A 12,514-nucleotide genomic window follows, 5' to 3' on the forward strand; every position below is an offset into this window, starting at 1 on the left:
TCTCACCAACGTCACCAATCTTTCACCAATACCCCGCCAATTCCCCGGCAATTACATATCTTTGCCCGATCTCCTTTGAAAAGCCGGATGTCCGCCCCGTCCCGCCTTTTTGTCGAAAAAAAGGAGTCGAGAAAAGGAAAACTGAGCGAGGGAGGCAAAGATCGTACTCCTCCCTCGCCCCCCCCCCCAACGCCCCCTCACACATCCTCATGCCCCCCCACTCAAAACAGCCTTATTTTTTCTCCTCAGCGGAAAGCTCAGAGAGCCTCTTCTCCATAGTCTCCATTTCCATCCTGATCCCCTTGAGCTGACCTTCTATGAAGGCCCTTTCCTGTTCGGGATTCTGCGAGTATGGCGTGCCGTATCCCGTCCCGTATCCCGTGCCATATCCATATACCGGGGGCGCGTACCAGCGCCCTCCGCCTCCCCTTCCCCAGGCCATGCCGCGGCCCATCCCGCGGCCCCGGCCTCCGCCAAATCCCATACCCCTCCCCATGCCGAATCCTCCAGCTCCCGGATTGGCATAACCCGGCGCATCGTATCCGGCACAGAAACCCATTCCCCTTCCGGTCATCGGCCCCATCCCCTGGGGACCTGTTCTGTCTCCCCTCGGCATGATAAACACCTCCTTTATATGCTGTTTAACATATCTATCAACTCTCTACCATCATTAAATCAATTAATCTGCTACCCCTCCCCCACTATTTCTCACTCCCTGCCCTTTGCCGGTCCCTCATTCATTTCTTCATCTTCCCCCACGAAACCTCCTCCTACAAGACCCGAACCTATCCACAGGAATCGCCATGCTGCTCAAAGTCCCGTCTATATATGCCCTGATCGCCTCCCTCGCATTCCCCGCTATCCACGAAACGAGATCGATGCCGCTCTCGAGGAGCAGACTGCTGCACGTGCAATCGACTCCGCAGCATATCACGACCTTTATCCCCTCGTCCTTGAACCAGTGGGCGATATTCAATGGATGCACCCCGACAATCCTGACCTCTTCTTCATCTACGACTTTTCCGTCCTCGACTGTGGCAAAGAGCATCTTTTCTGCCGTATCGAGCCTGGGCGCCACCCTCCACTCGAATATTGGAACCGCGATCTTGTAGCATTTCTTATCCTTCATGTATATTTTATATTGCAAATTGAATGCCACAAGCCCTCCGTAATCTATATTATATAAAGCTTAATGATTTCGAGGCATTATGAAAGGGTAGGACGAGCGCAAAAGGATTAATAGGTAAAATGGTTTCAAAATTGAAACTCCATGACAGGGAAATCATTACATACATGTAACTCCATTGGTCAGGAAGCAATTAAAAAACCGTCCGGTCATTCTTCACAATAATATTTCACTTGGCTCAAACGGTTAAAAGGCCAGGGACAAAACACCTCTCTAAATGAGGCCGTACTCCTTCATCTTCCTCCACAGGGTTACCTTGGTCATCTTCAAGGCCCTGGCGGTCTTGACCCGGCTTCCGTCGTAACGGGAGAGGCACTCGGCTATCATCTGTCTCTCCTTGTTTTTCAAGCCCTCCTTCAACGACGAAGAGCCGCCGTCGGCGACGACCGCCTTGCCCGCCAACTCTCCGGGGAGGTTCTCCCTGGTGATAACGCCGTCCCTGCAGAGGATCACGGTGTGCTCGATGATATTCTCGAGCTCCCTCACGTTTCCCGGAAAATCGTACCTCATCAGGAAATCCAACACATCATCCGAGATCTCCTTGATATCCTTTCCCATCCTGATGGACATCTTGTCGATGAATTGTTCCACAAGGAGCGGAATATCCTCCCTTCGCTCCTTCAGCTCCGGCAGGGCTATCCTGACTATGTTCAGCCTGTAGTAGAGATCCTCCCTGAAGTTGCCGGATTGCACCTCCTCGGTCAGGTTCCTGTTCGTGGACGCAATAATCCTCACATCGGCGTTTACGCTCTTGACCGATCCGAGGGGCTCATACTCCCTCTCCTGGAGGACTCGAAGCAGTTTGACCTGAAGGGTCTTCGGCAGGTCCCCGATCTCGTCGAGGAGCAGCGTCCCGCCTTTTGCCATGGCAAAGCGCCCCGGCTTGTCCTTAACCGCATTGGTGAAGGCCCCCTTTACGTATCCGAAGAGCTCCGACTCCAGGAGGTTCTCCGGGAGGGCGGACGAGTTGACGGCGACAAACGGCCCCGACTTCCTGTGGGAGAGGTTATGAATCGCCCTGGCGAAGAGCTCCTTTCCCGTACCGCTCTTCCCCTCGATCAAGACCGTGCTGTCGCTCTCCGCTATATCGGGAAGGATATCGAATATCTCCAATATCTTCTTGTTCTTGCTAATAATGTCCTCAAAGGTGTACTGGGCCTTTACCTCCTTTTTCAGCTCCTCGATGTAGGACAGGTCGCGAAAGGTCTCCACCCCGCCCATTACCTCCCCGTCCTTGTCCCTCAAGACGGCCGTGCTTATCGAGACCGGCACCTTCTGTCCCACGCCGTTTATGATGTCTATCTTCTGGTTGATGATCTCGATTCCGGTCGAGATGGACCTCCTCAGGGCGCAGTTCTGGGTGCAGATGCTGGCGTGAAAGATATCGCTGCAGCTCCTGCCGATCGCCTCCTTTCGGGAGATGCCGGTTATCCTCTCGGCGGCGGTGTTAAACGACGTTATCTTCCAATCCCTGTCAACGGTGAAGACGCCGTCTGCTATGCTTCCGAGAATGGTATCGACAAATCTGTCCCTGTTTCCGTTATCCGTTTTAGCCATGGTTTCATTATAGCAAAACAGTTTCAATTATGCAACTATTTTATATAACGCATCAAAAGCCGTCCGATTACAGATAAGGGTGTCTTTTGATCTCTTAAACGGAAGCGAGGATGGATAAGGTCGATTCCCTTGGAGTTGCGCCGAACGTGCGGATTGTCCGATTGTTCAATTGTTCGATTGCTATTAGAGGGCGGGCCTAAATATCGAGGGCCTTTACTTTGACTTTATCCCCTCCTTTTGACGATCTTCTTGCCGAACGCGGAGAGGATAAACTCCACGGCGACCTGGGCCGTTGAGTTGTCTGCGTCCCGTTCCGGATTGATGCCCACCACCCCCAGTGCCACCATGAGGCCGGACTGGGCAACGAGCTCCATGGCGAGGTGGGTCTCTCGATATGTTATCCCCCCCCGAATGGGGGTGTCAACGCCCGACGCCACTTGGGAGTCGACGACGTCCATCCCCAGGCTGACGTAGATCCCCCCCGTCCCGCTTCCGGCGGCCCTGAGTCCCTGATAGATCGTCTCCTTCATGCCGAGGTTGTCTATGTCCTCCATCGTGAATATCCTGATCCCCGATTCGGAGATGAGATCGGCCTCCTCCTGGTCGATGTCGCGAAGCCCTATAATGGCTACGTTTTCGGGGGAGAGCTTCGGCGATATCCCCCCCATCTTGAAGAGACGCTCGTTCCCCCCCTCCCCGTGAAAGCCGAGAGCATGGGCCAAGACCGAGCTGGTGATCCTCTCCCCCATTTCGTCTCCTCCGCCGCTTCCCCGATCATCTTTCCCCGAAATCTTAAAGTCGCCGTGGGCATCGAGCCACATGAGGCCGAAGGGGCCAATGATTCTCGCGAGTCCCAGAAAGACGCCGAAGCTCGCCGTGTCGTCCCCCCCGAGGATCAGGGGGACAAGCTTGCCTTTTATCGCCTCTTCCACGAAAGTAGCCGTCTCCTCAGAAATCCTCACGATCTCGCTCACGTTTTCATCGTAGTCGCCTCCGGATATGGCCTCGTCAAGCCGGACATCACCCCGATCATCCACGGTCAGGGCCAAGGATTTGAGCCTCTCCACAAGCCCCGCGTCCCTGACGGCCCTGGGGGCGTGTCTCACGCCTGGGGATAGAGACCCCACCCAGCTCGGAACCCCGATGACGGCAACTCCCTTTAGATTGTCCAAATCCCCCTCCTTGGACACCATTTGTTTCTCCACATAAGAAGAGGTCATCGCGGCGAGGAGCGAGGCGTAGTTCATCAGAAATCCGAGCCTCATGCCAAGCTCGATCTCGCCCTTGGCCGTGGTAACGTCGACGATGAGGTGGTCGCTGGAGGCCCCGATGATCTTAAGCCTGTCGTCCACGGGGAAAAGCCCCTCTATCTCCACGTCCTCCCGCCCCACGTTCAAGATCGCTCTTGCCATCTCCCGCTTTGCTCCCTTGAAGGAAGATGAGGTGAAGTCAAAGGCGGGCTTATGCCCGAAGGCGTCCTGGCTTATCTCCCCAATCGGGACCCCGGGCTTATCCTTGAGCTCGATTACCTCCGCCTTAAGCATAAAGGCGTCCTGGGCAGTCCCGGGCCAGGGCCTCCTCTCTATCGTCTCTCGGCCTAAAAGGATCGCCTCTCCTATCCTCATGTTATTGACCCTCTTCGGCATCCCCCCTTCGCTGATGAGGGTGAGGGCGCTGGAGTTTCCCCCCGATATATATTTCAGCTCTATTCCGAACCTCCTCTCTATCTCGTCGGCGTAATCGACCAGAAGCCCCATGTTTTCCCTTGTGGGGATCACGCCGCCGTAGCAGCTGAGGTTGGTGCCCAAACCGACTATTCTGACCCCCTGAAAAAGCGCCACCTCCTTCACGGTGGGTATCAGGTCGTCCGGCCAGATTCCCTCCCTCAGGTCGCCGAGATCGACCATCAGGATTATGTCGTGGACTATTCCCCTCCTTATTCCCGCCTCGGAGAGCGCCCGGATCACCGACAGCTCCGAGTTGAGGCTGATGTCGACCGAGACCACGACCTCGTCCGCCTCGGAGAGGGATGGGATGCGAAGGAGCATGATCGGGGCGTTTATGCCGTTGACCTTGAGGCGGCGGACGTTTTCCATCCTCGATTCGCCGATCCCCACGACCCCTCCCTTTATCATCGCCCTTGCCGCCTGGGGCATCCCGCAGGTCACCTTGGTGACGCCGAAAACCTCGATGCCGAATCTCCCGCAGAGATCGGTGACCGCGCGAGCGTTCTCCTCGATCTTTTCAAGGTCTACCGTTACCGAGGGATTTGTCATTTTCAGGCCCCCTTTTGATCAAGACCAAGGCTCATCTTCAGGGAGGAGAGAGCGCACTCCGGGTGTTTCTTTACCATCACCCCCGCCGCCGCCATTATGTAGTTGCTGTCGATAGAGACCTCGGCGTCCCCGGGCGGCAGGAGCTTTTTGTCCCTGATGTCCCTCCTGATCGATTTCAGGATGTCCCGGCCGCCATCGAGGCGGCAGAGCGCCCCCCCCGTTCCGATGATGCTTTTCACAGCCGTCAGGTCCCTCCCCTCGACAAGCTCGCTTCTCCCGAACGTCCCGTAGGCGACCTTTATCTCCCCGGCGTGGCGCCAGACGGCGAGGTCCACGGCCCATTTGCAGAGCAGGGATGTCCTCTTTACCTCCTCCTCATCCGTGGGAATTGGAGCTAACCCGTCTATACCGCCTTCCGCCGCGTCGACCGCTCCCCCCCCCCATTCCGCCGTGCTCATCTGTGACTGCTTCAGGATATTCTGAGCGTTGTGGAAGACTCCCAGGTCACCCTCCACCGTCCTCTTCGCCAGCGGCTCCGGGGCCGTCATCAGCCTTGTAAGTTTCGGGGAGCCGGATGTCACCGAGTGGACGTCGGTGGTGGCGCCCCCCACGTCCACAACCATCAGGTCTCCGATCTCATCGTAAAGAAGCTCCGAGGCCGCCATCACCGCCCCAGGGGTCGGCATAACGTCCCCTTGAACCATCTCCTTTACCCTCTCCATCCCCGGGGCGTTGATTATGTGATCCGAGAAGGCCCGCTGGATAATCTCCTTTACCGGCTTCAGGTTCAGCTCGTCAATCCTCGGATAGACGTTGTCGCATGTCAGAAGCCTGAGTCGGCTCTCGCCAAAGATCCTCTCGATCTCCCCCTTGGCGCTCACGTTCCCGGCGTAGATGATTGGGATATTAAGCCCTATCGCTGAGAGGATTCTGGCGTTTTTTACAATCACGTCGCGCTCGCCGTAGTCGACGCCGCCGGCCAGAAGTATCAGCCTCGGCGACACCCTCTCTATCTCGGCGATGTCCTCATCCCTTATCTCTCCCACGGTGGTGTAGACGACGACCGCCCCCGCCCCCAGCGAGGCCTCGCTGGCGGCCCTGAGCGTCATGTCGCGGGTAAGCCCGTGGACGGTCATCTTGAGGCCCCCGGCGGCTGATGAGGCGGCCATCAGATTCGCCCCCTCGGTCTCAATCCCAAGGCGGGATTTGAGGTCTTCCATCGCCCTCGTGAGGCCGACCGTCACGTCCCCCTCGTCAACCGTCGTAAGGGATACCCCCTGTCCCAAAAAAGGGGCGGGAGAATCCCCTCCCCCCCCCTTCAGATCGAACGCCGAGAGCTTCGTTATCGTGCTCCCGATCTCCGCCACCAGTAAATCGGCCCTCCTCATCCTTAAAACCGTCAGACCTCCCCCCTGAGCCTCTTGACTATCAGGCTCGCCACGTTGTGGCCCTTCGTCCCCCTGCCGAAGCCGGCGTCCATCCCGGACTCTTTTGCGGTATCGTCGGTCACCTGCGTCCCCCCGGCAATGAGTATCAGGTCCTTCCTCAACCCCCGCTCAACGGCGAGATCGGCGAGCCTCCTCATGTTCACCCTGTGTATGTCGTTGTGGGTGATGATGGTGGAGATGAGGATAATCTTAGAGCCTGTCTCCACGGTGGCGTCGATGAGCTTCGCGACCGGAACCGAAGTCCCGAGGTAGTGGCAGACAAAGCCGTACTTTTCGATCCCGCCGTGCTTTATATCAATGATCTCCCGCATCCCGACGGAGTGCTCGTCCTCCCCCACCGTGGCGGCGACGACCGAGACGTTTCTCTTTCTGATGTACTCCCTTATCTCGTCCTCTGCGACCAGCACCTCTTTTTTCGGGATCACGAGGTCCGCCCGTTTGACGGCGAAGTCCAGTCTCCCCTTCACCTCGAAGAGGGTCCCCTCGGCCGGGTGCATCACCCTCCTGTGGATGACCTCAGGGTCTTTCAGCCCCATTTTCACAGCCATCAAAAGGGCCGCCGCCTCCCCCACGTCGGGCGCTTCCGGGATCATCACCGTCACGCAGACCACCCCGTCGCCCGCCCACTCCACCTCCGGGCGGATGAGGCCGGCCTCCTTTTCCTTTAACGGCGTCTCGAGGCGCCTCGCGACGTTGTCCTCCTCGTCCAGCTCGTCGATGTAGACGATCTTTCCGGGTTCGCAGAGGGTGCAGCCGTCGATCAAATCGCACGGCTTTTTCAGCTCCTCGGGGAGATGATTCTCGCCGAAGTGGCAGCAGACCGGGGCCATGTAGTCCGTCTCTCTCTCTACGATGCTTCCCGCCGCCACGCCGCCGTCGGCCGCCCTCTTTATCCCGTCGCCGACCCTCTCCGGGAAGTTGCCGGAGTCTACGAAGTGCCCCCCCTCCACCGCCGCGAAGTATCCCCCAATCTCCACGATCTCCTCTAAGAACAGCACCGCCCGCTCCTTTATCTCCCGAACCCTCCCGTCGAGGACGGGGTCTCCCTTCAGCTCCAGCATATCGGTCAGCCCGTCCACGCCCATCAGCGTCTGGCGGGCGGTGTTTACGCCGAGGACGTTGTTGTAGTGCCAGGGGACGTTTCTCCCCTCGTCCGGGGTGATGGTGCTCTGGATGTCTGCCGAGGTGAGCCGGGAGATCAATGTGTCCAGGACGTGGGTGATGGTGGCCTCCGCCGTGTCCGACTCCATGTAGCGGGTGTTCTGCTGCGCCCTAAACTTGAAGCCGTCAAAGAAGTCGCGCAGGGCGACGGCATACGGCAGGTCGATAGAGAGCTTCGGGGCCGGGGGCGCCGTCGGGGGAACGGTGGAGAGGGCGATGTTTTCTTTTGCCATCCCCGCAGCCAGGGAGAAGGCTGAGTTTATCCCATGCTGGACGAGAAGCTCCGGCATCACCTTCCACGCCTCCCTCGCCGTGGCGTTGGCGTTGTGGGCGCCGTCTATCTGGAGGATACCGGCGTCAGCCATCAGCGCCTTTGCGCACGCGGCGTCCACAAACGAGCGGTGCATGTTGATGTTCCTGTAAAGAACGTTGTACTGGGGGTCCTGGTGGGCGCCGTTCACCCCCTCCTCGTTGAAGAGGACGGCCATCTCCGGCCCGGCCACCCCGCTGACGTAGGAGTGAAAGTTGATCGGCCTTCCCACCTCCTCCTCGATCAGGTCGAGGGCCTTCCTCGACGCCCTGATCTGCTTTCTGCTGATCGGCACACCCCCCACCCCCTCCGGGGTTCCCTCGATCAGGCCGTCGAAGTGGGACTGGCCGGTAGTCCTTATCACCATGATGTGGTCCGCCCCGTGCCACGCGGCCATCCGCATCCTTCTGATGTCGTCCTCGAAGTGGCCGGAGGCGATCTCGGTAGTAATCACGAAGTCGCACTGGGGGTCGATGCCACCGAAATAATGGGCGGAGGGGAGGGGGACGGAGTTTTTCAGCCCCTCGGATGTGTCCCTGTACACGAACGGACCGATCTTCTGATTCGGGCTAATCTTCCTCCACGTCCACCCCTTCCTCTTGGGACGGTAGTCGGAAAGCCCCTCGATGATTTTTGCCACGTCTATCTTCTTGTCGGCCTCGAGCTTTATGGATCGCTTCATCGGTCGCCTCATGGGTCAATATCCTCCCAGTATTTTCCCTCGATAAGCCCCAACCCCGCGCTCCTGACGTCGACCTTGTTCTTTTGGGCGACCCGATAGACGATCCCCCCCGCCCCGCAGCCGAGGAGTCCCCGCTCCGAGATATTTGTCACAAGTCCCTTCGCCTCGATGCTCGAAAATCCCATCCTGAGAAGCACAGACCGCTCGATGGAGGGTGAGGTGTGGGTCCTCGCCTCCTCCACTATCGGCTCGACTATCTTGTTCAAAAGCTCCCAGAAGCGGTCCTTGAGCTCCTCGTCCGACAGTCCCTTTAACCTCTCCCGCCTCTGTTCGTAATCGTCGCCTCTCTCCATTATTCCCCTGCTGTTTGCATATAAGATTCCTCTATTTCAGGCCGACCGCCTCCCTCACGCAGTCGGGGGTCGTCTTCGTATCTTCGGCCAGAAACCTGATCTCGTCATCTGTAATCTTTTCCCTGTCCTCGATACTTTCGAGGGCGTTTTTGTAGTACGATTTTCTGAGCCTTTCGAGGTCTACGTCAACAGCTTTAATCTGCGACGGATCCTCCGGGATTACGATCCTCACTCCGGGTACGTTCTCCTTAGGATTACCTCTCCTTACCTCTATCCCCATCCTTTTCGCGAGATTCAGCTGGGCTATGGGGTGCTTGCCCGCCCCGGTGTACTCGGTCTCCTGGACAACCACGATCTCATCCTCCCCCATCTCCCGCGCTACCGCAAAGGCCGCGGCCAGAGACGTGTTTCCCGCAGGCCCCCGCTCCATCCCCTCAAGCTCCGCCAGCGCCTGGGTAATGTAGAAGACCTCCCCCTGGGTCACCGTAACGAACCTGTCCATATATCTTAAGGGGCGGGCGGCGTTTTTCGGGACGTCCGCCCGGTCGGGCCAGGTGGCGAAGGGTATCCCGAAGCCGGTGTGCCCGGTGGTGAACGACTTCCGGTTGAAGTCGGTGTCCGACGCCATGTGGAGGCCCGAGAGGTCGACACTCGCGGCAACCAGCTTTGTGTCGGACGCCCCCGCCTTTATGAGCCCCCTGCCGGTGCCGGTGACGTTCCCCCCGCCGGCGTGGGTGGCGACGACGACGTCCGGAAAGCGCCCCTCCCTCTCCTTTATTTCCTTCGCCACTTCAAAGCCCAGTGTCTCTATCCCCAGGACGGAAAAGGGGGTGTAGAGGGAGGCGTTGAAGTAGCCAGTCTCTATGAGGATAAGGAGGAAGACGTAGAAAAGCTCCGGGCCGACGGAGAGCCTGATCACCTCCGCCCCGTACGCCTCGCACGCTCTGGTCTTCTCCGCTATCTCAGGCTGGGCGATACCCCTTCCGTCGAAGGCCTCCTGGACGATAATTGCGGGAAGCCCCTTCTTCGCCGCCTGGGAGGCGACGGCCGCCCCGTAGTTCCCGCTGGTGGCGGCGCTTACCCCCGGATACCCCTTCTTCCACGCCTCGTAGATAGACACTGAGGCCCTGCGGTCCTTGAAGGAGCCGGAGGGATTCTGCGCCTCGTCCTTCACGAATATGCGCCCACCCTTGCCTGGGTTGGAGACGGCCCTTACGAGGGCGGTGATGTTCTTCAGTTCGACCAGGGGGGTGTTTCCCACCGCCGTCTCTGACTGTATCTCGAAAACCCTTTCCAGGTCGTAGCCGGTCTTCGTCATCATCCCCTCGTAGTCGAAGGAGACGGGGCCGGTCTTGAAGGCGTCGTAGTCGATCCCCACCGAGCTCTTCATCACCTCCCCCTTCTTCGCCATGACGGCGTCGTAGCCCATATCGGCGGCGCTCATCTTCCCCTCCTCCTCATATCGCCCTCCTTGCCTATGATCTTCTTTACCTCCCTCCCGATGGAGATGAGCTCCGGGATCGGCTCGCCGAAGCCGTGGTCATAGGGGGGGTTTACCGCCGTGAGTTTCCCAGAAACAACCCTTCCCACAGCGGTCGTTATCTCGACCTCGTCCCCCATCCCGGCGTCGTCGTTCAGGTAGCCCTTGACCCTCATCTCGAGGGGGACCTTCTTCGTGTCCTCAGGCACCTGGGGGGCGCGCTCCCCGGGTTCAAGGACAATCCTGTGGACCTCGACCCAGCTCCCCTCCTTGACCATCTTATCCATCATTTTCCCCCTTTGATCATCTCCCTCACGTCCCCCATTATGGCTGCGGGAACCGGCATATCCGCCATCGTCATTAGCCCAGGGGGAGCGTTAATCACCTTGGGGATCATGTTTACCGAGAGGGCCACCGTCCCCACGCCCCCCGGAATCTCCGGGGAGCCGGAGAATGAGACATCGGGCACCCCCTTTATATCGATATAGTCGCCCGTGACCACACCCTCGAGATGGGGGTGAATCTGCTGCGGGTGGTCGAGGATTATGGCCGCCTTTTCCCCCATGTACCCAATGCCCCTGTGGTGGCAGCCGCAGGTCATCCCCGGCTCCACCTTAATAAACTTCGTCTCCCTCTTGACACTACTTATGATAGGCTCCCTTGTCTGCTCTATCCTGTCTATCTTCCACCCCAGGGCCTTTCCGATCATGCCGATCGACTCCGGAAAGCCGAAGTGCCCCACCACCGAGCCGTCCTCGATCCCCTTCTGAAACTCTTCCGGGATTATCCCCACACCCTGGGTCCTCAAAACGGAGGGGCCATAGGGGGAGAGGTCGTTCACCCTCCTTGCCGTGATCGAGTGCACCTCGCTGCAGACGCCGGTCAGAGCTATGACGAGGAGGTCCAGCACGAACCCGGGGTTGATCCCCGTTCCTAAGACCGTGACCCCGGTATCCCTGGCGAGTCTGTCGATCTTTTCCGAAAGCTCCGGCGAGCCGTAGTGGGGGAAGCTCATCTCCTCGGCGATGGAGACGACGTTTATCCCGTGCCTTAAGGCCGTCTCGATCTCGCCGAAGGCGTCCTTTACGGTCGAAGTCGTGCACTGGACGACCGCATCGGGGGAAGAGCTTTTGAAGAGCTCCCCGGCGTCGGAGAAGACCCTTATCCCCAGCGGCTTATCCCTGCCTAGTATCTCCCCCACGTCCTTTCCGTTCCGATCCGCCCTCTTCGAAATCACCCCCACAAGCTCCATACCCTCCTTTTTGAGGATCAGCTCTATCGCGCCGCTCCCCATCTGTCCCGTTCCCCACACGGCAACCTTTACTCTACCTGTCACTTTTGAACCTCCTGTCTTGATTTTATACTAGCTTTCGACCCAAACAGCCCCTCTTCGGCTCCTCAAGGATGAATATTAATATCGTGACATTAATGTTAATATTAACGCCATAATCCGGTAAAGTCAAAGGGATAATAAGAGGAGAGTTTGCTTATCCAATGACCATGAGCACAAACAACATCCTCGTGAATGATTGATTGACGCTATTCAAGATTGAAAATGTAATATTGACTAACTTTCCCACTTCGGGGTGGGAATATAGTAGTACTAATGTTTATATGGTTTTCGGCTTGAAAAGAAATTGGGATTGGTTTATAGAATAAAAAAGGCCGCCTAAATCGGCGACCCAGGGAGGACATACTGTACGGAATGTACTTGACTTTTGCACATAAAATGATACTTTAAGTTTTTTTGGGAGCACTATGGAAAAAAGCAATAAAACAAAGATAGGTCTTATTGGTGCGGGAAATATCTGTCGAGTGGGCCATGGTCCAGCCATCACGGCGGACGGGAGGGCCTATATTGCCGCAATCAGTGATCCCGACCAGCACAACAGAGATACCTTCGCAAAAAAGTACAGGGTAAACGGTGTTTATGAAGATCACCGCGCCATGCTTGAACGTGAAGATCTGGATGCTGTTGTCATATCGTCGCCCCCATGGCTTCACGCGCGTCATGTTGAAGACAGCGCCGAAAAAGGTCTTCCTATCCTGTGCGAAAAACCG

General features: G+C 57.7%; 11 protein-coding genes. 1 reads left to right on the top strand and 10 read right to left on the bottom strand.

Going from position 1 to position 12,514, the window contains the following annotated elements; translation table 11 throughout:
- Positions 1–232 precede the first annotated feature (232 nt).
- The 10 genes from JW984_09410 to JW984_09455 form a co-directional block, all read right to left on the bottom strand.
- Positions 233–616, bottom strand: coding sequence for a DUF5320 domain-containing protein (locus JW984_09410; protein ID MBN1573397.1), 384 nt, complete (start codon positions 614–616; stop codon positions 233–235).
- Positions 617–745: 129 nt separating this feature from the next.
- On the bottom strand, positions 746–1,159 hold the full coding sequence (locus JW984_09415) for a hypothetical protein (protein MBN1573398.1): 414 nt from the start codon (positions 1,157–1,159) through the stop codon (positions 746–748).
- Between the two features lie 240 nt (positions 1,160–1,399).
- Entirely contained in the window at positions 1,400–2,743 is a 1,344-nt protein-coding gene (locus JW984_09420; protein ID MBN1573399.1) for a sigma 54-interacting transcriptional regulator, read from the bottom strand.
- Positions 2,744–2,967: 224 nt separating this feature from the next.
- Positions 2,968–5,019 (bottom strand): arginase family protein, encoded by a 2,052-nt coding sequence (locus JW984_09425; GenBank protein MBN1573400.1) that lies wholly within the window; start codon positions 5,017–5,019, stop codon positions 2,968–2,970.
- Positions 5,020–5,021: 2 nt separating this feature from the next.
- Positions 5,022–6,407 (bottom strand): glutamate mutase L, encoded by a 1,386-nt coding sequence (locus JW984_09430; GenBank protein ID MBN1573401.1) that lies wholly within the window; start codon positions 6,405–6,407, stop codon positions 5,022–5,024.
- Between the two features lie 11 nt (positions 6,408–6,418).
- Positions 6,419–8,608: a cobalamin-dependent protein gene (locus JW984_09435; GenBank protein ID MBN1573402.1), complete on the bottom strand. Its 2,190-nt coding sequence runs from the start codon at positions 8,606–8,608 to the stop codon at positions 6,419–6,421.
- Between the two features lie 20 nt (positions 8,609–8,628).
- Positions 8,629–8,973, bottom strand: a complete 345-nt coding sequence (locus tag JW984_09440; GenBank protein MBN1573403.1) for an ornithine aminomutase subunit alpha — start codon at positions 8,971–8,973, stop codon at positions 8,629–8,631.
- 31 nt (positions 8,974–9,004) lie between these two features.
- On the bottom strand, positions 9,005–10,417 hold the full coding sequence (locus tag JW984_09445) for a PLP-dependent lyase/thiolase (GenBank protein ID MBN1573404.1): 1,413 nt from the start codon (positions 10,415–10,417) through the stop codon (positions 9,005–9,007).
- Complete coding sequence (locus tag JW984_09450) at positions 10,414–10,731, bottom strand: 2-amino-4-ketopentanoate thiolase (protein ID MBN1573405.1); 318 nt, start codon at positions 10,729–10,731, stop codon at positions 10,414–10,416. The genes JW984_09445 and JW984_09450 overlap by 4 nt, the downstream gene beginning before the upstream one ends.
- Positions 10,732–10,739: 8 nt before the next feature.
- Positions 10,740–11,747 carry an NADP-binding protein gene (locus JW984_09455; GenBank protein ID MBN1573406.1) on the bottom strand — a complete coding sequence of 336 codons (1,008 nt, stop codon included), beginning with the start codon at positions 11,745–11,747 and terminating at the stop codon, positions 10,740–10,742.
- A gap of 521 nt (positions 11,748–12,268) precedes the next feature.
- Here JW984_09455 and JW984_09460 point away from each other — a divergent pair.
- A partial coding sequence (locus tag JW984_09460) for a Gfo/Idh/MocA family oxidoreductase (GenBank protein ID MBN1573407.1) occupies positions 12,269–12,514 on the top strand: 246 nt, incomplete at its 3' end.

This window comes from Candidatus Zymogenus saltonus, from assembly GCA_016929395.1.
Lineage (GTDB): Bacteria > Desulfobacterota > Zymogenia > Zymogenales > Zymogenaceae > Zymogenus > Zymogenus saltonus.

What these genes read in the sequence shown, in the direction of transcription:
- JW984_09410 (MBN1573397.1), bottom strand. Translation starts at nt 616, where the DNA reads ATGCCGAGGGGAGACAGAACAGGTCCCCAGGGGATGGGGCCGATGACC.
- JW984_09420 (MBN1573399.1), bottom strand. Translation starts at nt 2,743, where the DNA reads ATGGCTAAAACGGATAACGGAAACAGGGACAGATTTGTCGATACCATT.
- JW984_09425 (MBN1573400.1), bottom strand. Translation starts at nt 5,019, where the DNA reads ATGACAAATCCCTCGGTAACGGTAGACCTTGAAAAGATCGAGGAGAAC.
- JW984_09430 (MBN1573401.1), bottom strand. Translation starts at nt 6,407, where the DNA reads ATGAGGAGGGCCGATTTACTGGTGGCGGAGATCGGGAGCACGATAACG.
- JW984_09440 (MBN1573403.1), bottom strand. Translation starts at nt 8,973, where the DNA reads ATGGAGAGAGGCGACGATTACGAACAGAGGCGGGAGAGGTTAAAGGGA.
- JW984_09445 (MBN1573404.1), bottom strand. Translation starts at nt 10,417, where the DNA reads ATGAGCGCCGCCGATATGGGCTACGACGCCGTCATGGCGAAGAAGGGG.
- JW984_09450 (MBN1573405.1), bottom strand. Translation starts at nt 10,731, where the DNA reads ATGGTCAAGGAGGGGAGCTGGGTCGAGGTCCACAGGATTGTCCTTGAA.
- JW984_09455 (MBN1573406.1), bottom strand. Translation starts at nt 11,747, where the DNA reads ATGGGGAGCGGCGCGATAGAGCTGATCCTCAAAAAGGAGGGTATGGAG.